The following is a 21911-nucleotide window of genomic DNA, read 5'->3' on the forward strand; positions in this document are numbered from 1 at the left end:
AGCCAGAAATCAACATTCGATGCGAATGTTCATTTCCAGGTTCTGATCAGGAACAACACAAGACCTGTTCAAGGCCCTGATCGTCTTCAACCATGAATCAAGCAATTCGTGTGGGAGCTCATCAGCAGGCTGATGTCGTCGATTAAGGAGGTGATCCAGCCGCAGGTTCCCCTACGGCTACCTTGTTACGACTTCACCCCAGTCATGAATCACACCGTGGTAACCGTCCTCCCGAAGGTTAGACTAGCTACTTCTGGTGCAACCCACTCCCATGGTGTGACGGGCGGTGTGTACAAGGCCCGGGAACGTATTCACCGCGACATTCTGATTCGCGATTACTAGCGATTCCGACTTCACGCAGTCGAGTTGCAGACTGCGATCCGGACTACGATCGGTTTTGTGAGATTAGCTCCACCTCGCGGCTTGGCAACCCTCTGTACCGACCATTGTAGCACGTGTGTAGCCCAGGCCGTAAGGGCCATGATGACTTGACGTCATCCCCACCTTCCTCCGGTTTGTCACCGGCAGTCTCCTTAGAGTGCCCACCATAACGTGCTGGTAACTAAGGACAAGGGTTGCGCTCGTTACGGGACTTAACCCAACATCTCACGACACGAGCTGACGACAGCCATGCAGCACCTGTGTCAGAGTTCCCGAAGGCACCAATCCATCTCTGGAAAGTTCTCTGCATGTCAAGGCCTGGTAAGGTTCTTCGCGTTGCTTCGAATTAAACCACATGCTCCACCGCTTGTGCGGGCCCCCGTCAATTCATTTGAGTTTTAACCTTGCGGCCGTACTCCCCAGGCGGTCAACTTAATGCGTTAGCTGCGCCACTAAAATCTCAAGGATTCCAACGGCTAGTTGACATCGTTTACGGCGTGGACTACCAGGGTATCTAATCCTGTTTGCTCCCCACGCTTTCGCACCTCAGTGTCAGTATCAGTCCAGGTGGTCGCCTTCGCCACTGGTGTTCCTTCCTATATCTACGCATTTCACCGCTACACAGGAAATTCCACCACCCTCTACCGTACTCTAGCTCGCCAGTTTTGGATGCAGTTCCCAGGTTGAGCCCGGGGCTTTCACATCCAACTTAACGAACCACCTACGCGCGCTTTACGCCCAGTAATTCCGATTAACGCTTGCACCCTCTGTATTACCGCGGCTGCTGGCACAGAGTTAGCCGGTGCTTATTCTGTCGGTAACGTCAAAACAGCAAGGTATTAGCTTACTGCCCTTCCTCCCAACTTAAAGTGCTTTACAATCCGAAGACCTTCTTCACACACGCGGCATGGCTGGATCAGGCTTTCGCCCATTGTCCAATATTCCCCACTGCTGCCTCCCGTAGGAGTCTGGACCGTGTCTCAGTTCCAGTGTGACTGATCATCCTCTCAGACCAGTTACGGATCGTCGCCTTGGTGAGCCATTACCCCACCAACTAGCTAATCCGACCTAGGCTCATCTGATAGCGCAAGGCCCGAAGGTCCCCTGCTTTCTCCCGTAGGACGTATGCGGTATTAGCGTTCCTTTCGAAACGTTGTCCCCCACTACCAGGCAGATTCCTAGGCATTACTCACCCGTCCGCCGCTGAATCAAGGAGCAAGCTCCCGTCATCCGCTCGACTTGCATGTGTTAGGCCTGCCGCCAGCGTTCAATCTGAGCCATGATCAAACTCTTCAGTTCAATACTGCTTGGGTTTTTAAGAAACCCTAAACTTGGCTCAGCAATCTCAAATGACTATGTGATTTCTCGCATGGCCACTTGTGATGCTGATAATCTTTGTGACTATCAGCCCATACTCACAAGCACCCACACGAATTGCTTGATTCGATTTGTTAAAGAGCGTTTGGTTAAGAGCTTTTCGTCTCAACCGAGGCGCGCATTCTACGCTTTCCTCATGGTCTGTCAAGCGTTTATTTTGAAGTTTTTTACAACCGATTTCTTTCGAAACCCTTCAACTTCAACAACTTACCGCTTGCCTCGAAGCGTTCATCGCTGCGAGGAGGCGAATAATACGCGCTTTGAGATCAGAGTCAACACCTTGATCTGAAAAAACTTTCTACCGGCGCTTTACCTTCGACGGCAACTAATGAAAGCGCCGCGAATCTGTAGAGAAACACCACCCAACGGAGCGTAGCGGCCATGAGCGACGCGCAGAGCGAGAAAACCCCAGGCCTGTCGGCGGACGAGGAGCAGGAAGTCAGCCTTAACCAACCGCCCCGCGCGGCAGTACTGCACGAGATCATTCGTTACCAGGGCGACCAGGAACTGGAACGTACACTCGCCGCCCTATGGTGGTCGGCACTGGCCGCAGGCTTGTCCATGGGGCTGTCGCTCATGGCCATGGGCCTGTTCTACGCTCGCCTGCCGGAGGGCGACAGTGCCCAGGCGATCGCCAGCATCGGCTACAGTGCAGGCTTCCTTGCAGTAATACTGGCGCGCCAGCAGCTGTTCACCGAAAACACCCTGACCGCCGTGTTGCCGGTAATGACCGCCCCTACCCTGGCCAACTTTGGGCGCCTGCTGCGCCTTTGGAGCGTGGTACTGCTTGGCAACCTCGCCGGCACCTTGCTGGTGGCCTGGGTAATGCTCGAGCTGCCGATCTTCGACAGCAAGACAGACGTGGCCTTCCTGGAGGTTGGCCGCAAGGTCATGGAGAACGATGTCAGCCAGATGTTCGCCAAAGGCATCGTATCGGGATGGATGATCGCCACCATGGTGTGGATGATTCCGTCGATGGAACACGCCAAGATCTGGATAATCCTGATGATCACCTACCTGATGGCCCTGGGTGACTTCACTCATATCGTGGTCGGCTCGGTCGAGGTGTCCTATCTGGTCTGGGCCGGCGATGAAACCTGGAGCAGCTTCTGGCTGGAGTTCGCCCTGCCGACACTGGCGGGCAACATCATCGGCGGCAGCTTCATATTTGGCTTGATCAGCCATGCACAGGTGCGCAGCGACAGCGGCAAACCGCCCTCACGGCTACTGAAGAAGGACCAGCCACACTCCCCGCGCCGCAACAATGGCAACCAATGAACTTCAGCTTGCCGTTACCACGTGCTCGTTTGCCTGGCCGCGCTGACGCAAAGGCCGCGGTTGCCACCAGTTCTGTCCGGCATGCGGAGTGTCAAGGCTGACCCGCTCCCCCATTTGCGGCGTACTCAGGCGCACCTGTGCCTGGTTGGCCAACGCCAGGATGCGCTCGAACGGCTCCTGCCAGCCGTGGATGGACAAATCGAAGGTGCCGTTGTGAATCGGCAATAGCCAGCGCCCGCGCAAATCCAGATGGGCCTGCAGGCTCTGCTCCGGCTGCATGTGAACATCGGGCCATGCGACGTTGTAGGCCCCGGTCTCGATCAGGGTCAGGTCGAATGGCCCGAAGCGCTCGCCAATCTGCCTGAACCCATCGAAGTAGCCGGTATCGCCACTGAAGAAGACCCGCACATCCTCGTCGACGATCACCCAGGACGCCCACAAGGTCCGGTTGCTGTCCAGCAGCCCACGCCCGGAAAAGTGCTGGGCCGGGGTGGCGACAAAACGCACGCCCTCGACCTCGCTTTGCTGCCACCAGTCCAGCTGCCGCACCTTCGCCGGTGCCACGCCCCAGGTCATCAGCAAGTCGCCTACACCCAGCGGCGCCAGGAACACGTCCGTGCGCGGCGCCAGTTGGCGAATGGCCTGTTCGTCCAGATGGTCGAAGTGATCGTGGGACAGTACCACTGCAGCCAACGGTGGCAATTGGTCCAGCGCCAGGGGTGGCGCATGAAAACGCAGCGGGCCGGCCCACTGCACCGGCGAGGCGCGCTCAGCGAATACCGGGTCGGTAATAAAGAAGCGCCCGCGCAACTTCAGCAATACCGTGGAATGGCCCAGGCGCCACAGGCTGCGGTCAGGTGCGTCGAGCACCTGCTGGCGGGTCATGGGCTGGAGGCTGACCGGTTTGGCCGGCCGGGTTTCCGGCGGCTTGCGCAAGAACAGGTACTTGAGCCCGATGCGCAGCTTCTTCAATACGCCATCCTGAGGCAACAACGCCTGGTTGTGAAAACGCCCTTCCCGCTGGGGCGCCGGCTCGCCGGCAGGGCTAGTCAAAGGGACCATCAGCAACACTCCTGGCAACAGGAAAGCCTTCATGCTATCCCACAGTGATCGAATCAACCGTGAATTGGCTTGTAAGGTCATTTTTCGTCGATGAAACACTGTTCAACAATATTCATGCAGGTTATGCGATAAACGGTGCTTCAGCAGAAGAACGATGGCCAAGATGGATAAACGCAGCGGCAAAGGACTTTCATTCGCCAAACGCATCTACCTGCCGCGTGTCATCGGCCTGGGGATCGGCATGTTCAGCGTCATGGCGGCAATGGCGCCGCTGTCCCCACCCACCTGGACATGGCTGCTGGTACTGTTCAACGGCTTGTTGTGGCCGCATGTGGCCTACCTGTGGGCCACCCGTTCGGCCATGCCTTACCAGGCAGAACAGCGCAACCTGGTGCTGGACTCCCTGATGGGTGGGTTCTGGGCGGCCGCCATGCATTTCAATCCATTGCCCAGCGTGACCGTGCTGTCGATGATGACCATGAACAATGTCGCCGCAGGCGGCAAACGCATGGTCGTGCGCGGGGTGCTGGCCCAGCTGGCGGGCATGTTCGTCGCCATCCTGCTGCTCGGCCCGGGCCTGCAATTGAACGCCACGCCCCTGCAGGTCTATGCCTGCCTGCCGATGCTGACACTCTATCCGCTGGCGCTGGGCTGGGTCTGCTACCAACTGGCGATCAAGCTCGCCGACCACAAGCGCCGCCTGAGCGCCCTGAGCCTCACCGACAGCCTGACAGGCTTGCTCAACCATGGTGCCTGGAAAGACCTGCTGCAGCTGAAGTTCCAGGCCTGCCAGCAGCAACAAGGGAGCGCGGTGATTGCCCTGATCGACATCGACCACTTCAAGACCATCAACGACACCTTCGGCCACGTGGTCGGCGACTGTGTGTTGCGCCAGCTCAGCACCGAGCTGCGGCGTAACCTGCGCGAAGGCGACCAGGCCGGGCGCTACGGCGGTGATGAATTCTGCGTGCTCCTGCCGGACACCAGCGAGGCCCAGGCCTGCCAGGCCATGGAGCGCCTGCGCGAGCGGGTCGCCAGTTACCGCAACCCGCAGTTGCCGCACCTGCGCATCAGCCTGAGTATCGGCCTGTCGGCATTCGAGGTCGACCTGGCGTCACCCGAACACTGGCTCGAACAAGCGGACAAGGCGCTATACACCGCCAAGCATGCTGGCCGCGACCAGGTCAATTTTTGCCCACAGCGGCACCGCGGCGCTCAGGCTGGCCTATCCTGATTGAACCTCCTTCCTGACTGCCTGGCGGGAGGCTGCCTGAAGGAGCTGCCCGCGCATGGCCAGGACCGCCAACCCTCCACCCGCCAGCCCTGCACCACGCTTCCAGGTGCGTCGCCTCATTGCCGGTTTCAGCGCAATTTTCGGCCTGGTCTGCCTGGTCATCCTCGGCGCCCTGTTCAATATCGCGGCCACTCTCGACCACCAGGAGCGCCAGCGCAGTGCCTCGCAGGCGACCAAGGCGCTGGAACAGCGGTTGCTCGCCTCGCGCCAGTTTCTGTCCAGCTACGCCGTTTGGGATGCGGCTTTCGAGCACCTGGCGGGCCAGGCCGACTGGAAATGGGCCTACGAAGAAAAGAACGTGGGCGAATCGCTGTACAGCGCCAGCGGCTATGAAGGGGTGTTCGTGGTGGAGGATGCACGCACCACGTATGCCCTGTTCAAGGGCAAGCCTACCCAGGCATCGGCCGATACCTATATTGATGCGGCACTTCAGCCAATCATCGACCAGGCCCGGGCGGCGGCGGCCCCACGTGAACAGATCACCCGTTTTGTCCTGTTCAACGGTTGGCCGGCCGTGCTCAGTGCCGCGGCGGTGCGCCCTGATCGGGATGTCACCGACAGCGAGGTGAGCAAGGCGCCGGTAATGCTTTTCGTCGACCAGCTCACCGAGGACAAGCTGGCACAGCTGAGCAGCGGTGCAGGCCTTACCGGCATGCACGTGGAAAAAAATGATGTGGGTGAGCACGACCACTTGCGCCTCGACCTCGGCGATACCGGCTACCACCTGTCCTGGAGCAGCCCGCTACCCGGGCATCAGTTGTTGCGGGCGGTATTGCCCCCACTGGCAGGTGCCTTGCTGATACTCGGTCTGATCATGCTGTACCTGTTCCGCCATGCGTTGCGCAGTTCGCGGGCGATCGACCGTACGCTCGCCGATCTGCAGCAGAGCAACCGGGCGCTGGAGGCCAGCGAGCAACGTTTTCGCGCGGTGGCCGAGTCGGCCTCCGACTGGATCTGGGAAACCGACCGGCAACAACGCCTGACCTACCTTTCTCAACGCTTTGTCAACGTCACCGGCTACGCGGTGGACGACTGGCTCGGCCAGCCGCTCAATCAGTTGCTGGCCTGCGACACCACGCCGCTTTCGCCGTGGCTGGATGCCCTGGCCGCGGCCGACCCGCAACAACTGGCCAACCTGCGCTGCACCTACCGCGACCAGAATGGCCAGAACCGTTACTGCCGGATTTCGGCCCGCGCCATCTGGTTCGACGACAAGCCCGTGGGTTATCGCGGCACCGCCAGCGATATCACCGACGAAGTCGACGCCCATGCGCGCATACAGCACCTGTCGCTGCACGACCCGCTGACCGGGCTGGCCAACCGCAACAAGCTCGCCCGGCACCTCGAGCAGGCACTGTTGCGCGGCAACGATTCGCCGCCACTGACCCTGCTGCTACTGGACCTGGACAACTTCAAGCCGATCAACGACTCCCTCGGCCACGCCGCCGGTGACGCCGTGCTGCAGGAGGTAGCAACACGCCTGCGCGACAGCACACGCGATGGCGACATGGTCGCGCGCCTGGGCGGCGACGAGTTTTTGCTGGTGCTCGGCGGCATGGACAACCGCAGCGAGATCGACCGTTTCTGTGCGCGCCTGATCAGCCTGCTGCAGCAACCGATCGTCTTCGATAGCCAGCCCCTGCACGTTGGCGCCAGCATCGGTGTCGCCCAGACCCGCACCCAGGGCTTCGATGCCGGGGAACTGATCCGCTGCGCCGATATCGCCCTGTACCAGGCCAAGGCCGACGGCAAGAACACCTGGCGCTATTTCGCTGCCGAAATGAACCAGCAGATCCAGTACCGCCGTCAACTGGAGAACGACCTGCGGCGGGCCCTGCGCAACCAGGAATTCGAACTGTACTATCAGCCGCGCTACCGCCTCAGCGACTTGCGCATCGTCGCGGTCGAGGCCTTGGTGCGCTGGCGACATCCGCAGGAGGGGTTGCTGGCGCCGGATACCTTCATCCCGTTGGCCGAGCAGAGCGACATCATTGTGGCGCTGGGCCGCTGGGTGCTGCGCGAAGCCTGCCGCACTGCCCACGACTGGCCCGCCGACGTGCTGGTTTCGGTGAACCTTTCGCCTGCGCAATTCCTGCGCAGCGATGTGGTGGCCGATGTGCGCGAGATCCTGCTGGAAACCGCCTTCCCTGCCCAGCGCCTGGAGCTGGAAATTACCGAGAACGTGATGCTCAACGATATTGAAGGCGCGCTGGGCACCATGTTGTCGCTCAAGGAGCTGGGCGTGCGCCTGAACATGGACGACTTCGGCACCGGCTACTCGTCGCTGGGCTACCTGCGTACCTACCCGTTCGACAGCATCAAGATCGACAAGCGCTTCATCGGCGGGCTGAGCAACACAGGCGGCAGCGACCGCGCCGTGGTCCAGGCCATCATCAATCTGGGCGAAGCGATGGGGCTGACGGTCACGGCCGAAGGGGTGGAGAGCGAGCAGCAGCTCAGGGCACTGGCAAATGACCATTGCCACGAAGTGCAGGGCTACTACATGAGCCGGCCGCTGGACAGTGCCGGGCTCGCGGCGTTGTTGCAGCAAACATCCCAGCGCTCGGCACCTCACCCGTAGCGTAAGTTTGAACGCTCCCACAGGCATTTTTTCAGCAAGGTGGCTGCAAGCTGCGCTCAGCCACGATTTCCGGCAGGTCGCGCCGGCGCAGGTAGGTGCGTAGCGGTTCACCGATGTTCAAACGGTCATCCACATGCTGCTCCAGCAACAGCGTCAGCCGTTCACGGCACAGGGCCATGCGCTGCCCTTGCTCGTGCCGCCAGACAAACTCGCTGCAGGGCGTGATGCTGGCGTCGGCCACGTCCATGCCGAACGAATCTTCGGAAAAACGTACGATATGCACACCGCGCTTGCGATGAAAACCGACAAAGCCCTTGAGCTGGTCGGCAGCGTTGCAGATGTCCTGGGAAGTGATGGCCATGACGTAACCTCGCAATGAAATCGGAAGATACGCACGCCAGGCGGGGGAAGGGTCGCCTCTGTCGGGCAACTCGTGACTGGCAGCCTAACGCAAGCCGCCGCACCGGCGCTACGGTTCTGATCGATCAGTGGCCACCGTCCACCTGAGAATGGAGCACCTCGCCCAGCCACTGCATGAAGGCCTGCACCCGACGCGGCACGTGCCGTTGCCGCGCATACAGCAGTGACACCGGCATCGCCGGGGCCTGCCAGCCTTCCAGTACCGAAACCAGTTCGCCGCGCCGCAGGTGTTCGGCCACACCCACTGCTGGCACCTGGATCAGCCCGAGCCCGGCCAGACAGGCCGCCGAGTAGGCCTCGGCATTGTTGACGGTGACCACGCCGGCCATGGCCTGGCAGTGCAATTCACCGCCCTGCAGGTACTCGTAAACCGGCGCTGCGCGCCCCCAGGGTGCGCACGTAATGCACAAGGTGGTGCCCGGCCAGGTCCTGCAGCGTGCGCGGCACACCGTAGCGGGCCAGGTAGGTGGGGCTTGCACAGTTACGCATGCTCAGTTGCCCGACCGGACGCGCCACCACATCCAGATCGTGCAGGGCACCAATGCGCATCACACAATCGAAGCCCTCACGCAGCAGGTCGACCTGGCGGTCGGTACAGCTGAGCTCTACCTCCAGGCGCGGAAAGCGCTGCAGAAACTGCGGCAGCGCCGGGATGATGACCCGGCGGGCCATCATGGTCGGCAGGTCGACCCGCAGGCGCCCGGCCAGCTCGGCATCGTCGGCACGGAACAGGCTCTCGATTTCCTCCATGCCCGACAGCAAGTCCTTGCTGCGCTCGTACAGCAAGGCACCATCCTGGGTTGCCTGCACCCGGCGGGTGGTGCGGTTGAACAGCTGCGTACCGAGCAAACGCTCCAGCCCCCTGATCTGCTCCGACACGGTCGAGCGTGGCAGCCCCAGGCTCTCGGCAGCCAGGGTGAAACTGCTGACCTCACTGACCCGCACAAAAGTGCGTAACAACTCCAGCTTGTTCACTTGCCGCCTCGACTATTCGGTTTTACCGAACAGTATTGCCAAATCTCCTGGATTTAACAGCACAACAGTGACCAATAACCTGTGCTCATCAACCCACCATGAGGTCTTCACCATGACTCGCAAGATTGCCCTGATCACTGGCGCCAGCCGAGGCCTGGGCCGCAACGCTGCCGAACACCTGGCCGCACGCGGCATCGATGTCATCGGCACTTACCACAGCAAGGCGGAGGAAGCCCACGGCGTGGCCACCCGGCTCGAGCAGGCCGGGGTCAAGGCTGCCATGCTGCAACTCGACGTCAGCGATAGCGCCAGCTTTGCCGGTTTTACCGAACGCCTGAGCACAACCCTGCAACAACACTTCGGCCGCGAGCGGTTCGACTTCCTGGTGAACAATGCAGGGATCGGCTTGAACGTGCCCTACACCGAAACCAGCGAGGCGCAGTTTGACCAGTTGCTGAATATCCAGCTGAAAGGGCCATTCTTCCTTACCCAACGCCTGCTGCCGCTACTGGTCGACAATGGCCGCATCGTCAATATTTCCACCGGCCTGGCGCGCTTTGCGCTGCCGGGGTATTCCGCCTACGCCGCGATGAAGGGGGCGATGGAGGTGCTGACCCGCTACCAGGCCAAGGAACTGGGGCCGCGTGGTATTCGCGTGAACATTCTGGCGCCGGGGGCGATCGAGACTGATTTTGGCGGCGGCGTAGTGCGGGATAACCACCAGGTGAATGAGTACATTGCCAGTAATACGGCGCTGGGTCGGGTGGGCTTGCCGGATGATATCGGCGCGGCGATTGCGCTGCTGCTGGAAGAGGGCAATGGGTGGATCAACGGGCAGCGGCTGGAGGTGTCGGGCGGGATGTTCCTTTGAAATCGGGAATCTGGGGCCGCTTTGCGGCCCATCGCCGGCAAGCCAGCTCCCACCTCGACCGCATTGATCCCAAGCCATGTGCAGTACCTGTAGGAGCTGGCTAGCCGGCGATGAGGCCAGGACAGGCAATGCAGGCCAGTTGCTGCCACCACCGCATGGACCTCAAGCCTTGTGCAGTATCTGTGGGAGCCTGGCTTGCCAGCGATTGGGCCACGGAGTGGCCCCCGCCTTATTGCTCATGCACCTGCACACTCGCCGTCATGCCCGCACTCAGGGTCACCCCCTCAGGCACCTGGTCCAGGCGAATCCTCACCGGTATGCGCTGCGCCAGGCGCACCCAATTGAAGGTCGGTTCAACCTCCGGCAGCAACTGGCTGTCCGGGTTGCTGTTGCGGTCGGTGATCCCGCGGCTGATGCTCTCCACATGCCCTTGCATCGGCTCGCCCGCGCCCATCAACCACACCCTCACCGCATCCCCCACGCGAATGCGCGGCAGCTTGGTTTCCTCGAAATAGGCCTGGATATAGAAGGTTGAATCGTCCACCAGGGCCATCATCGATTCCCCGGTGTTCACATAGTTGCCCTCGGCCAGGCGCAGGTTGGTGATATGCCCGCTGCGCGGCGCCCGCACTTCACTGCGCGCCAGGTTGATTCTGGCAACCTGCAACTGTGCCTCGGCCTCATGCAGTTCACCGCGGGCGATGGCCGCATTGATCTGGGCGTTTTCCCGCAACTCGGCACTGATCGCCTCCGGCCCCAGGGCGGTACGCCGGGCCGCCTCACGCTCGCGCAGACGTAGCTGCTGGGTGCGGGTCTCGGTTACCGCACTGGCCTGGTCGAAAGCGGCCTGGAAGCGTTCGCGGTCGATGGTCATCAGCAGGTCGCCGGCCTTGACCCGCTGGTTGTCACGCGCCTTCAGCTCGCGCACCCAGCCCGACACATCGGGGGCGATCACCACCACATCGGCGCGCACACGGGCATCACGGGTCCAGGGGGTGAGCATGTAGTACTGCCACAGCTGATAGCCGGCGAACACGGCAAGGGCCACCACACACAAGGTGACCAGGGTACGTACGGCCGCACGCATCGAAACACTCCTTCACAAGGTTCCCAGCAGTCGCACTACCAGGAACAACACACAAACGAACAGCGCCGCGTCGAACAGCGCCTCATGCCAGATCCAGCGCCCCAACGGCGTGGCCTGCACCACCAGACGCAGCAACCCGGTCAGCACCAGCGCCATCAACACATAAACCAGGAAGGGACTGAACAGTACGCCGCCTGCTTCCCACTCACGCAACCCCATGGGCTTCCTCCTGCCAGCGGCACCACTTGCCCCAGCTTTTCTGCAATTGCAGCACCGCCCCTTCGGCCAAGCGCAGCGGATCGCTTGAGGGTAGACGGCGCAAGGCACCAATGAACTGTTCGCTGGCAGCGTCCAGGCGCTGGCCACGCCCTGGCGCCGGCCCTTTGGCCAGCACGGCCTCTACCTGCTGCAGGTATTCACGCTCGGCACGCCCCAACGGGGCCTGGGCGACCGCCAGACACATGCGCAGATGCACCAGTTCGTCGCCGATATCCAACCCGTGCAGGCCGTCGTCCCAGCGTTTGCGCTCGCTCTCGGGCAACTCGCCGGCATGCCGTGCCAGCAGCATCAGGCGGTCGGCCATGCGCCCGCCAAACCAGCTGTCGGCCCCGCGCAGGTCGCGCCGGGTCAGGCGCACCAGGTCGTTCTGGGTCGCCGCGCGCAGGCGCTGGCCCAGCCAGGCCGGGTGGCGAAACACCAACAAACGGAAGGCCATCACCGCAGCAGATACCCCCACCAGCATGGCCAAGGCACTGTTGAGCAGGGTGGCCACGCCGAACTGCATGGCGTTGAGCGGCGACACCAGCACGATGAAGTGCAGGCAATAGGAGGTGGCCGTGGCCCCGGTGCGTGGGTGAGCCATGCCCAGCGCCCCGAGAAACAGCGGCACGCCCATGCCCAGGCAGAGCATGGCGAAGCTGCTCCATTGCGGCAGCAATATCTGCCCGACCAGAAACGCCACAGGTATCGCCAGGAAGATCCCGCGTAAAAAGCTCAGGCCGATCTGCGCACCATTCTCGCGGCTGGCGAACAGGCTGCAGACCACGCAGGTCAGTACCAGCCCGCCCGGTGCCGAAGGCCAGGCGGTGGCCAGCCAGAAACTGCTCATTACCAGAAAGGCCAGCGCACTGCGTGAGCCGAACAACAAGGCCAGCGACCAGTCGCGGTGGGCGGCCAGGCCCTGGGACACATCCTTGGGCGCCCTGCCCGCCTCCACGTCCTCCAGCGCCTGGCTGGCGGCCATGGCGTAATCCAGCAGCAGCGCCATGCGCGCCAGGCAGAAGTGCTCCGCCGGGCTGATATGTTCATCGTGGGCAGCATCCCAGATGCGCTGGCGCAGCAACAACAGGCTGGGCCGGTCGGGCTCGCCGAGCAGTGCCCGCACCTCATTCAGCCAGGGCGCCAGGTGTTCGGCTTCGCGCTCATCCAGTTGCCGCCACTGCCGGCGTACCGAGCGGGAGATGCGCAGCAGCACTATCAGTTTCTGGCTCAGGCCACGAACGGCGCGGGCACGCTGGCGCCCGCGGTTGCCTTCGAACCAGGCGTGTTCGCGTTGGCTGTCGATCGCAACGATACGCCCCAGGCTTTCCAGCAAGCCTTTGCGCGCCTCGTCTTCACCGCCCAACATGGCACTGGCGGCCTGTAGACCGTTCTGCCAGGCCTGGCGGGCCTGCCCGCCCAGTTGCTGCTCTACCCGCATGGGCCAGAGCAAGGCACTGCTGGCGGTGGCACAGAAGATACCCAGGCAGATCTCGGTGCAGCGCGCCACGGCTTGGTCGAACACCTGCAACGGGTGGTCGATGGCCGGCAGGGCAATGATCGCCGCGGTGTAGCCAGCCAGTACGAAGGCATACGCCCAGGCGCTGCGCAGCTGGGTGGACGCGGCGGTGCACAGGGCCAGCCACAGGGCCAAGGTAAGCAGGAACAACCATGGGGTCTGGGCGAACAGGCCGATGAACAGCACCGATGCAAACGTACCGACCAGGGTGCCGGCCAGCCGCGCCAAGCCCTTCTGTACCACCATGCCCGACAGCGGCTGGGCGACGATGAAAGCGGTCATCAGCGCCCAGGAGGGTTGCTCCAGGCCCCAGCGCATCGCCAGCCACAGCGCCAGGCCACCACCGAGCAGGGTCTTGATGGCGAACTTGAGGGCGAGGCTGCTGGGGGCGAAAAGGGCCTGGAGAGTGATGGGCACGCGGCGGACCTTGCGGGGGGTGGTGTTACTGAAAAGATAGACAATGACGGGAAGGATAAAACGGAAACAACTAATTAGCTAGCTAATCATCTTTAGTGAGATCGCGTTCTCCTGTGCTGACCCGTTCGCGGGCACGCCCGCTCCCACAGGGACCGCGCACAGTCTGAAAACTGTGGGAGCGGGCGTGCCCGCGAAGAGGCCGGTACCGGCAAAGCAAAATCCCAGGCAAAAAAATGGGCGACCGAAGTCGCCCTAAATGCCTTGCGTGCTCGTGTACCCGGAAGGTCAGCGCGGCTTGCGCTTGTTCGAGTCCTTCCAGATGAAAATGCCCAGACCGGCAAAGAAGACGACCATCAACCCGACCGTTACCACTCCGGCGATAACCACGTTGTCGAAGAACATGCTGGCCTCCCCATTCGTTTGCCGTTGTCCGATGGGTGCACGTTAACCAAAGTGGGGGTAGGAAAAATTGATCGGTGTCAATGGTGCCCGGGGCCGGGCACGCGAGGCGGGTGCTGGGTTGACCTGCGTCAAGTTTCAGCGTTTCTTCGGCTTGCCCTTGGGCTTCTTTTTCCTGGCGGTGTTCAACGGCAGGGCCTGTTCGAACGCATTGCGCATTTCGTTCAGGCGCTTTTCCTTCAGGTCGTGGACGCGCTTGGCGCGTTCGGCATCGAAATCGATGAGGTTGTCTTGGCTCATGGGTGGGCTCGACGATCAACTGAGACTTGCATGATGAAGCCAGGCGCAGGCGCTGACCAGCCCCGCGTCAGACTTCGATGTCTACCAGCAGCCCCTGGCGCACGTGCTCGCCCATCAACGGTGCCACCGGTACGGTGTTGTCGGCGTTTACCTCGTCACCCGACATCGCACTGTAGCGTTCGTCATCGCTCTGCCGCCGCCGTTGCTGCTGGCGGCGCTGCTCATCGCGCAACAGCAGCGTCTGCTCCTGCGGGTCACGCTGGTGTTTGAGGTCGATGGCACTTTCACCGGATGCAGGCTGTGTCGGCACCACCGGCTTGATGTCGGGGGTCGGTTTGACCGGGTCCAGTTGCGAGGTCACCGGGGCAGCACTTAGCGGAATGATCGGCGGCAGCATGGACGTTCTCCTATGCCCCCTGTATCGGCAGGCGCGGGTTTACCTTGATGGCAGGCGCAACACTTATTCGGCTTCTTCGTCGGGCTCGTCGTCGGTTGGCGGGCTGGCCTCGCTCCAGGGCCGCTTGTATACCTGCTGCCAGACCGCGTCCATGTGCTCGCGCAGCACCTGCGGCGCACCTTTGAGCGAAGCACTGTCCTCGCGCTCACCACCTATCGGCTCTTCACCTGCCGGGCTAATCAGTGACTGGCCGGTGATACTGTAGCTGGCCTGCCCTTCACGCATCTCGATGGCGATGTCGTGCGGGTCGATACCGCCGCCGCAGAAAGCGTGGCTGGCAACCGTCACCTCGGCGACGCCATCCTTGTTCAGGTCGCCGACATCGCTGACATCGTTATAGAAGTCCACATCCAGGTCCAGGCCCGGGCAAGTGGTTTCCTGCTCGATCTGCCAGCGCGCCTTGAACGCGTCGTTTTCGGCGGTGCGCCCGTACAGCGTGGCCTTGAGTACCACCTTATCCACTTCCTGCTCGCTTTCCGGATCACTGGCCTGGCCATCACTGCGGCTCAATACCAGCAGGCCTTCACCGTCACGGTCACGAAAGTGCACGCTCTTGATCGGCGTCTGCACGCCCAATACCTCAAGCTGTTCCATCGGGATGGCGGGCAAGGTCTCGAAGTTTTTCTGCTCGCAGGCACCCAGCAGCAGCAGGCTGCCCATGGCCATCGAGGTGCTTATCCAGCGGTGCTTGGCAGACATGTTGATCCGGAGCCCTCGTCGGCAGCGCGGTGGGGGGCGATGAAGCGGCTAGACTGTTGCACTAGCTATTGCATTTCGGCACCTTTCGATGCGCTCGGCACTTTGGTCTGACCGGCCGATCCGTTAACATAATCGGCTTTTTCATCGCGGGAGTTCAGGCAGTATGGCGCAGCAGTATCAACCGGGGCAACGCTGGATCAGCGACAGCGAAGCCGAGCTCGGCCTGGGTACCATCCTGGCGCAGGATGGCCGCCTGTTGACCGTGCTCTACCCGGCCACTGGCGACACACGCCAGTATTCCCTGCGCAATGCGCCGCTGACCCGCGTGCGCTTCTCGCCAGGTGACCAGATCACCCACTTCGAGGGCTGGAAGCTGACCGTGCGCGAGGTCGAGGACATCGACGGGCTGATGGTGTATCACGGCCTGGACGGGCAGAACCAGCCGCGCACCCTGCCAGAAACCCAGCTGTCGAACTTCATCCAGTTCCGCCTGGCCAGCGACCGCCTGTTCGCCGGGCAGATCGACCCGCTGTCGTGGTTCAGCCTGCGCTACAACACCCTGCAGCACACCAGCAAGCAGATGCAGTCGGCGCTGTGGGGCCTGGGCGGCTGCCGCGCCCAACCTATCGCCCACCAGTTGCACATCGCCCGCGAAGTCGCCGACCGCAGCGCGCCGCGCGTCTTGCTGGCCGACGAAGTGGGCCTGGGTAAAACCATCGAGGCCGGCCTGGTGATCCACCGCCAATTGCTGTCGGGCCGCGCCAGCCGCGTACTGATCCTGGTGCCGGAAAACCTCCAGCACCAGTGGCTGGTGGAAATGCGCCGCCGTTTCAACCTGCAGGTGGCCCTGTTCGACGCCGAACGTTTCATCGAAAGCGACGCCAGCAACCCGTTCGAGGATGCCCAGCTGGCGCTGGTGGCCCTGGAGTGGCTGGTTGACGACGAAAAGGCCCAGGACGCGCTGTTCGCCGCCGGCTGGGACCTGATGGTGGTGGACGAAGCCCATCACCTGGTCTGGCACGAAGACCAGGTCAGCGCCGAATACGGCCTGGTCGAACAGCTGGCCCAGGTAATTCCGGGTGTGCTGCTGCTTACTGCCACCCCCGAACAGCTCGGCCAGGACAGCCACTTCGCCCGCCTGCGCCTGCTCGACCCCAACCGTTTCCACGACCTGGCCGCCTTCCGCGCCGAGAGCGAGCACTATCGCCCGGTGGCCGAAGCCGTACAGGAACTGCTCGACGAAGGCCGCCTGTCGCCCAAGGCGCACGCCACCATCCAGGGCTTCCTGGGTGCCGAAGGCGAAGCCCTGCTGGCGGCGGTCAGCGACGGCGATACCCAGGCCAGCGCGCGCCTGATCCGTGAGCTGCTCGACCGCCACGGCACCGGCCGTGTGCTGTTCCGTAACACCCGCGCAGCAATCCAGGGCTTCCCGGAGCGCCAGCTGCACCCTTACCCACTGACCACGCCCGATCAGTACCGCGAGCTGCCAGCCGGCGAACATGCCGAGCTGTACCCGGAAGTTGCCTTCCAGGCCCAGGGCGAGGTGGCTGACGACGAGCGCTGGTGGCGTTTCGACCCGCGCGTCGACTGGCTGATCGACACCCTGAAGATGCTCAAGCGCACCAAGGTGCTGGTGATCTGCGCCCATGCCGAAACCGCGATGGACCTGGAAGACGCCCTGCGCGTGCGCTCCGGTATCCCGGCCTCGGTGTTCCATGAAGGTATGAGCATTCTCGAGCGCGACCGTGCCGCCGCCTACTTCGCCGACGAAGAGTTCGGCGCGCAGGTGCTGATCTGCTCCGAGATCGGCAGCGAAGGCCGCAATTTCCAGTTTGCCCACCATCTGGTGATGTTCGACCTGCCGGCGCACCCGGACCTGCTCGAACAGCGCATCGGCCGCCTCGATCGTATCGGCCAGAAGCACACCATCCAGCTGCATGTCCCGTACCTGCAGGGCAGCCCGCAAGAGCGCCTGTTCCAGTGGTACCACGAAGGCCTCAATGCTTTCCTCAACACCTGCCCAACCGGCAACGCCCTGCAGCACCAGTTCGGCCCGCGCCTGCTGCCGCTGCTCGACGGCGACGAAAGCAAGGCCTGGGAAGCCCTGGTGGCCGACGCCCGCAGCGAGCGCGAGCGCCTGGAGGCGGAACTGCATACCGGCCGTGACCGCCTGCTGGAGCTCAACTCCGGCGGTGCCGGCGAAGGCCAGGCGTTGGTCGAGGCCATTCTCGAACAGGACGACCAGTTCGCCCTGCCGATCTACATGGAAACCCTGTTCGACGCCTTCGGCATCGACAGCGAAGACCATTCCGAGAACGCCCTGATCCTCAAACCGAGCGAGAAGATGCTCGACGCCAGCTTCCCGCTGGGCGACGACGAAGGCGTGACCATCACCTACGACCGTGGCCAGGCGCTGTCGCGCGAGGACATGCAGTTCCTTACCTGGGAACACCCGATGGTGCAAGGCGGCATGGACCTGGTGCTGTCCGGCTCGATGGGCAACACCGCCGTGGCGCTGATCAAGAACAAGGCGCTCAAACCCGGTACCGTGCTGCTTGAACTGCTGTTCGTCAGCGAAGTGGTGGCACCGCGCAGCCTGCAGCTGGGCCGTTACCTGCCACCGGCGGCTTTGCGTTGCCTGCTCGATGCCAACGGCAACGACCTGGCGTCCCGCGTGGCCTTCGAAACCCTCAACGACCAGCTGGAAAGCGTGCCGCGCGCCAGCGCCAACAAGTTCGTCCAGGCCCAGCGTGACGTGCTGGCCCAGCGCATCGGCAGTGGCGAGGCCAAGGTCATGCCGACCCACGTGGAGCGCGTGGCCGAGGCCCAGCGCCGGCTGACCGCGGAAGCCGACGAAGAGCTGGCCCGCCTGGTCGCGCTGCAAGCGGTCAACCCGAGCGTGCGCGATAGCGAGATCGAAGCGCTGCGCAAGCAGCGCGAAGAAGGCCTGGCGATGCTGGAAAAGGCCGCCCTGCGCCTGGAAGCCATTCGCGTACTGGTGGCTGGCTGAGAGGGCAGGCGCCGCGGCGCCTGCTTCGCGGGCTCGCCCGCTCCCACAGAGACCGCACCAGGCTGAAGCGCTATGCGGTACCAGTGGGAGCGGGCATGCCCGCGAACACCGGCGGAGCCGGTGCCATCCACCTGCTGCATATTCCCCGCTGCGATCAGGCTCATAACCAAATCGTAGAAATCAAAGTGCCATTAGTCAGGAAGGCTTAACCACCTCTTCCTATACTGCCTCTGGACAGTCTGCACAGGGTTATAGCGCAGACAAGTGAAAACTCGAACATGAGGCATTCCATGGAATGGCTGGGGCTGCAACTGTTCGCCGACCTCCCGGCAACCGGGCGCATCGTCATCGATTGCCGGCATGAACCGTTCCTGGTTCTGCTCGCCTACCTCGTCGCCTGTACGGCCTGCTTCGCCACACTGGACATGGCCGAGCGCCAATCCCACAGCGAAGACCCTACTGCCCACCGCCAATGGAACATGCTCGGTGCCTGCTGCCTGGCAGGTGGCATCTGGGCCATGCACTTCATCAGCATGCTGGCTTTCCAGGCGCCGGTGGAAGTGCACTATGACGCTTCCCTGACCATTCTTTCGCTGCTCATTGCCCTGGCCGTCGCCTGGGTGGCCATGCACAGCCTCGACCGCAGACAGATGCACGCACACCATTACCTGCAAAGTGCAATGCTGATCGGCCTGGGCATCATTCTCATGCACTTCGTCGGCATGGCCGCCCTGGAAACCGGCGCCCGCCAGTACTACCAGACCGGCCTGCTGCTGGCATCTGCCACCATTGCGCTGCTCACCAGCCTGACAGCGCTGTGCCTGGCCCGCTACTTCCGTCACGGCAGCGGCACCCTGCACCAGGCCATGAAATACGGCGCCAGCCTGCTGATGGCCGGCGGCATCGTCGCCACCCACTTCACCGCAATGTCGGCCATGACCCTCGTCATCCCGGCCGACACCGCCCTGCGCCTTCCCTCTGGCGACAACAGCGTGCAACTGGGGCTGGGCATCGGCTTCATCACCCTGCTGATCAGTGCTGCCAGCATCAGTGCCGCGCTGGCCGACAAGAAGCTGCAAAGCAAGGAGCACGACCTGCGTCGGGTCAGCGTGCTGCTCAGCCAGCTGGACCAGGCCCGCGCCTCGCTGCAACAGGCCGCGCACTACGACGCCCTGACCAACCTGGTCAACCGTCGCGGTTTCAACCAGGTGTTCGCCGAACGCCTGGCCGAACACCAGGCCACGGAAAACCGCCTGGCGGTGATGTTCCTCGATATCGACCATTTCAAGCGCATCAACGACAGCCTTGGCCACGACGCTGGCGACGAACTGCTCAAAGTGATCGCCAGCCACATCAAGGCTGCCACCCGCACCCACGACCTGGTCGCGCGCTTTGGCGGTGACGAGTTCTGCGTGGTCACCAGCCTCAACAGCCGCGACGAAGCCCGCCATCTGGCCCAGCGCATCATGCAGCGGATGAAAGAGCCCATCGACCTGGGCGGTCGGCGCATGGTCATGACCACCAGCATCGGCATCAGCATTTTCCCCGACGACGGCACCAGCGCCGAAGAGCTGCTCAAGCATGCCGACCTCGCCCTATACCAGTCCAAGGGCAGCGGACGCAACAGCCTGAACTTTTTCAACGACAGCCTGAAGACCCAGGCCTCGATTGCCCTGCAACTGGAAGAAGAACTGCGGGTGGCCCTGCTCGAGGAACATGGGCTGTGCGTGCACTACCAGCCAATTTTCGACCTGCGCAGCAGGCAAGTGGCCAAACTGGAAGCCCTGGTGCGCTGGCAACACCCGCAACATGGCCTGCTCGGGCCCGAGCGTTTTGTCGCCATCGCCGAAGCCAATGGCCTGATCATCGACCTTGACCTGTGGGTACTGCGCCACGCCTGCGCCGACCTGGCCTACCTGCAGCGCCACGGGTACGGCAGCCTCAAGGTCACGGTCAATTGCTCGGCCGTCACCCTCAGCCACGACGATCTGCCCAATGAAGTGGAAAAGGCGCTGTCTCACGCCGGGCTCTCGCCCTGGCAGCTGGAGCTGGAAGTGACCGAGAACGCCCTCATGGGTGATATCCAGCGCACGGTCAACCTGCTCAAGCACGTGCGCGCGCTGGGCGTGGCGCTGTCAATCGATGACTTCGGCACCGGCTACTCGTCACTGGCCTATCTCAAGCGTCTGCCGCTGGACGTGCTGAAGATCGACCGCAGCTTCCTGCAGGATGTACCGGGCAGCCAGAAAGACCGCGAGATCGTCCAGGCGATCATCGTCATGGCGCATACCCTGCATTTGCAAGTAGTCAGCGAGGGGGTGGAAAGCACCGAACAGCTGGCGTTCCTCGAAGCGCACGGCTGCGACTACCTGCAAGGCTACCTGCTGGGCCGCCCGGAGCCGCTGGCCGAACTGCGGCCGCTGCTGGAGCGGCTGCAGTACCCCAGCGCTGCATTCAACCCTTGCTGCGGTACAGTTCAACCAGAGTCGCTGGATCTTTTTGCTGGTACCCCTGGCTTGCGTGCAGGCGCATCAATTGCGCAGCGAGGCCACTGAGCGGCGTCGCCGAGCCTTGCTCGCGGGAGAATTTGACCGCACCATCGAGATCCTTGAGCAGCGTGCGCACGTGCCACTTGATCGGTTCGAAGCGGCTCTCGGCCATTTGCGGCGCGAGGATCTGCAACGGTCTGGAGTCGGCAAAGCCGCCCGCCAGCGCTTCGGCGATCAGCGTCGCATCGACGCCGGACTGTTCCGCCAAGGCCACCACTTCGGCGATCACCAGGGCATTGCAGGCCACGATCATCTGGTTGCAGGCCTTGGTCACCTGGCCGGCGCCCACCGCCCCCATGTGCGTCACACGCTGGCCAAGTACCTGCAGCACCGGGCGGGCGCGCTGCAGGTCGGCCACCTCGCCACCGACCATGATCGCCAGGGTGCCGGCTTCGGCCCCGGGCGTGCCACCGGACACTGGCGCATCCAGCCAGGCCATGCCGCACAGCGCCGCCAGTTCGGCGGCCATTTCACGGGTGGCGGTGGGTTCCAGGCTGGAGAAATCGATCAGCAACTGGCCGCTGCGCCCGCCCTGGGCAATGCCGTGCTCGCCGAACACCACCTCACGCACCACGGCCGTGTCGGCCAGGCACAGCAGCAGCATGTCGCTGTCGCGGCACAGCTCGGCAGGGCTGCTGGCCAGGCGCGCGCCGGCGGCAACCAGTGCCGCGCACTTGTCCGGGCTGCGGTTCCACACGGTCAGCGGGTAGCCCGCGGCCAACAGGCGGCGGCACATGGGCAGGCCCATCAGGCCGATGCCGGCGAATCCAAGCGAAGGTAGTGCAGTGCTCATCAATGACTCCAGACAGATTCGATATCGATCTGGGCCGCTTTGCGGCCTTCGCGGGCACGCCCGCTCCCACAGGGCCGGTGCTGCTCTGGAGAACAACACACAACCTGTGGGAGCGGGCGTGCCCGCGAAGGGCTGCAAAGCAGCCCCCATTACGCATCCCGTAAACTGTTACCGCCACGCCGAA

The 21911-nt window shown here is 62.9% G+C and carries 15 protein-coding genes, 1 rRNA gene and 2 pseudogenes; 6 read left to right on the forward strand and 12 right to left on the reverse strand.

What is annotated here, in order from left to right; translation table 11 throughout:
* Nucleotides 1-143: 143 nt before the first annotated feature.
* Nucleotides 144-1680: ribosomal RNA gene (locus QIY50_04525) — 16S ribosomal RNA — on the reverse strand.
* Nucleotides 1681-2139: 459 nt separating this feature from the next.
* Here QIY50_04525 and QIY50_04530 point away from each other — a divergent pair.
* Entirely contained in the window at nt 2140-3036 is an 897-nt protein-coding gene (locus tag QIY50_04530) for a formate/nitrite transporter family protein (GenBank protein ID WGV21515.1), read from the forward strand.
* A 3-nt stretch (nt 3037-3039) separates the two neighbouring features.
* Here QIY50_04530 and QIY50_04535 read toward each other — a convergent pair whose 3' ends face one another.
* Nucleotides 3040-4131: an MBL fold metallo-hydrolase gene (locus QIY50_04535; GenBank protein ID WGV21516.1), complete on the reverse strand. Its 1092-nt coding sequence runs from the start codon at nt 4129-4131 to the stop codon at nt 3040-3042.
* Between the two features lie 130 nt (nt 4132-4261).
* Between QIY50_04535 and QIY50_04540 the strand changes: the two are divergent.
* Both QIY50_04540 and QIY50_04545 read left to right on the forward strand, forming a co-directional pair.
* Nucleotides 4262-5336 (forward strand): annotated as a pseudogene (locus QIY50_04540) (diguanylate cyclase).
* 51 nt (nt 5337-5387) lie between these two features.
* Complete coding sequence (locus QIY50_04545; protein WGV21517.1) at nt 5388-7973, forward strand: EAL domain-containing protein; 2586 nt, start codon at nt 5388-5390, stop codon at nt 7971-7973.
* Nucleotides 7974-8004: 31 nt separating this feature from the next.
* Here QIY50_04545 and QIY50_04550 read toward each other — a convergent pair whose 3' ends face one another.
* Nucleotides 8005-8334: a DUF2025 family protein gene (locus QIY50_04550; protein WGV21518.1), complete on the reverse strand. Its 330-nt coding sequence runs from the start codon at nt 8332-8334 to the stop codon at nt 8005-8007.
* A 124-nt stretch (nt 8335-8458) separates the two neighbouring features.
* Nucleotides 8459-9368 (reverse strand): annotated as a pseudogene (locus QIY50_04555) (LysR family transcriptional regulator).
* A 112-nt stretch (nt 9369-9480) separates the two neighbouring features.
* Between QIY50_04555 and QIY50_04560 the strand changes: the two are divergent.
* A complete protein-coding gene (locus QIY50_04560) occupies nt 9481-10239 on the forward strand; it encodes an SDR family oxidoreductase (protein ID WGV21519.1) in 759 nt (252 codons plus the stop codon).
* Nucleotides 10240-10468: 229 nt separating this feature from the next.
* Here QIY50_04560 and QIY50_04565 read toward each other — a convergent pair whose 3' ends face one another.
* The 7 genes from QIY50_04565 to QIY50_04595 all read right to left on the reverse strand — a co-directional run bounded on the left by QIY50_04565 (nt 10469) and on the right by QIY50_04595 (nt 15375).
* Nucleotides 10469-11326 carry an HlyD family secretion protein gene (locus QIY50_04565; protein ID WGV21520.1) on the reverse strand — a complete coding sequence of 286 codons (858 nt, stop codon included), beginning with the start codon at nt 11324-11326 and terminating at the stop codon, nt 10469-10471.
* A 12-nt stretch (nt 11327-11338) separates the two neighbouring features.
* The gene (locus QIY50_04570; protein WGV21521.1) at nt 11339-11545 is read right to left on the reverse strand and encodes a DUF1656 domain-containing protein; all 207 of its coding nucleotides are present in this window, start codon (nt 11543-11545) and stop codon (nt 11339-11341) included.
* Nucleotides 11532-13520: an FUSC family protein gene (locus tag QIY50_04575; GenBank protein ID WGV21522.1), complete on the reverse strand. Its 1989-nt coding sequence runs from the start codon at nt 13518-13520 to the stop codon at nt 11532-11534. Before QIY50_04575 ends, QIY50_04570 begins: the two co-directional genes overlap by 14 nt.
* 285 nt (nt 13521-13805) lie before the next feature.
* Nucleotides 13806-13922: a cytochrome c oxidase subunit CcoM gene (gene ccoM, locus QIY50_04580; protein ID WGV21523.1), complete on the reverse strand. Its 117-nt coding sequence runs from the start codon at nt 13920-13922 to the stop codon at nt 13806-13808.
* Nucleotides 13923-14057: 135 nt separating this feature from the next.
* Nucleotides 14058-14219, reverse strand: a complete 162-nt coding sequence (locus QIY50_04585; GenBank protein ID WGV21524.1) for a hypothetical protein — start codon at nt 14217-14219, stop codon at nt 14058-14060.
* A gap of 67 nt (nt 14220-14286) precedes the next feature.
* Nucleotides 14287-14616 (reverse strand): aspartate-semialdehyde dehydrogenase, encoded by a 330-nt coding sequence (locus tag QIY50_04590; GenBank protein ID WGV21525.1) that lies wholly within the window; start codon nt 14614-14616, stop codon nt 14287-14289.
* Nucleotides 14617-14679: 63 nt separating this feature from the next.
* Nucleotides 14680-15375 (reverse strand): hypothetical protein, encoded by a 696-nt coding sequence (locus QIY50_04595; protein ID WGV21526.1) that lies wholly within the window; start codon nt 15373-15375, stop codon nt 14680-14682.
* Between the two features lie 163 nt (nt 15376-15538).
* On the opposite strand from QIY50_04595, the gene rapA reads away from it, so the two are divergent.
* Together rapA and QIY50_04605 are read left to right on the forward strand one after the other, a co-directional pair.
* Complete coding sequence (gene rapA, locus QIY50_04600) at nt 15539-18385, forward strand: RNA polymerase-associated protein RapA (protein ID WGV21527.1); 2847 nt, start codon at nt 15539-15541, stop codon at nt 18383-18385.
* A gap of 290 nt (nt 18386-18675) precedes the next feature.
* Nucleotides 18676-20940 (forward strand): EAL domain-containing protein, encoded by a 2265-nt coding sequence (locus QIY50_04605; protein ID WGV21528.1) that lies wholly within the window; start codon nt 18676-18678, stop codon nt 20938-20940.
* On the opposite strand, the gene QIY50_04610 is transcribed toward QIY50_04605, so the two are convergent.
* Nucleotides 20840-21727, reverse strand: coding sequence for an NAD(P)-dependent oxidoreductase (locus tag QIY50_04610; protein WGV21529.1), 888 nt, complete (start codon nt 21725-21727; stop codon nt 20840-20842). The genes QIY50_04605 and QIY50_04610 overlap by 101 nt on opposite strands.
* Nucleotides 21728-21911 lie beyond the last annotated feature (184 nt).

It is taken from the genome of Pseudomonas putida (assembly GCA_029953615.1).
Classification (GTDB): domain Bacteria; phylum Pseudomonadota; class Gammaproteobacteria; order Pseudomonadales; family Pseudomonadaceae; genus Aquipseudomonas.

What these genes read in the sequence shown, in the direction of transcription:
- QIY50_04565 (WGV21520.1), bottom strand. Translation starts at nt 11,326, where the DNA reads ATGCGTGCGGCCGTACGTACCCTGGTCACCTTGTGTGTGGTGGCCCTT.
- QIY50_04570 (WGV21521.1), bottom strand. Translation starts at nt 11,545, where the DNA reads ATGGGGTTGCGTGAGTGGGAAGCAGGCGGCGTACTGTTCAGTCCCTTC.
- QIY50_04605 (WGV21528.1), top strand. Translation starts at nt 18,676, where the DNA reads ATGGAATGGCTGGGGCTGCAACTGTTCGCCGACCTCCCGGCAACCGGG.
- ccoM (WGV21523.1), bottom strand. Translation starts at nt 13,922, where the DNA reads ATGTTCTTCGACAACGTGGTTATCGCCGGAGTGGTAACGGTCGGGTTG.
- rapA (WGV21527.1), top strand. Translation starts at nt 15,539, where the DNA reads ATGGCGCAGCAGTATCAACCGGGGCAACGCTGGATCAGCGACAGCGAA.
- QIY50_04550 (WGV21518.1), bottom strand. Translation starts at nt 8,334, where the DNA reads ATGGCCATCACTTCCCAGGACATCTGCAACGCTGCCGACCAGCTCAAG.
- QIY50_04530 (WGV21515.1), top strand. Translation starts at nt 2,140, where the DNA reads ATGAGCGACGCGCAGAGCGAGAAAACCCCAGGCCTGTCGGCGGACGAG.
- QIY50_04595 (WGV21526.1), bottom strand. Translation starts at nt 15,375, where the DNA reads ATGTCTGCCAAGCACCGCTGGATAAGCACCTCGATGGCCATGGGCAGC.
- QIY50_04585 (WGV21524.1), bottom strand. Translation starts at nt 14,219, where the DNA reads ATGAGCCAAGACAACCTCATCGATTTCGATGCCGAACGCGCCAAGCGC.
- QIY50_04590 (WGV21525.1), bottom strand. Translation starts at nt 14,616, where the DNA reads ATGCTGCCGCCGATCATTCCGCTAAGTGCTGCCCCGGTGACCTCGCAA.
- QIY50_04610 (WGV21529.1), bottom strand. Translation starts at nt 21,727, where the DNA reads ATGAGCACTGCACTACCTTCGCTTGGATTCGCCGGCATCGGCCTGATG.
- QIY50_04535 (WGV21516.1), bottom strand. Translation starts at nt 4,131, where the DNA reads ATGAAGGCTTTCCTGTTGCCAGGAGTGTTGCTGATGGTCCCTTTGACT.
- QIY50_04560 (WGV21519.1), top strand. Translation starts at nt 9,481, where the DNA reads ATGACTCGCAAGATTGCCCTGATCACTGGCGCCAGCCGAGGCCTGGGC.
- QIY50_04545 (WGV21517.1), top strand. Translation starts at nt 5,388, where the DNA reads ATGGCCAGGACCGCCAACCCTCCACCCGCCAGCCCTGCACCACGCTTC.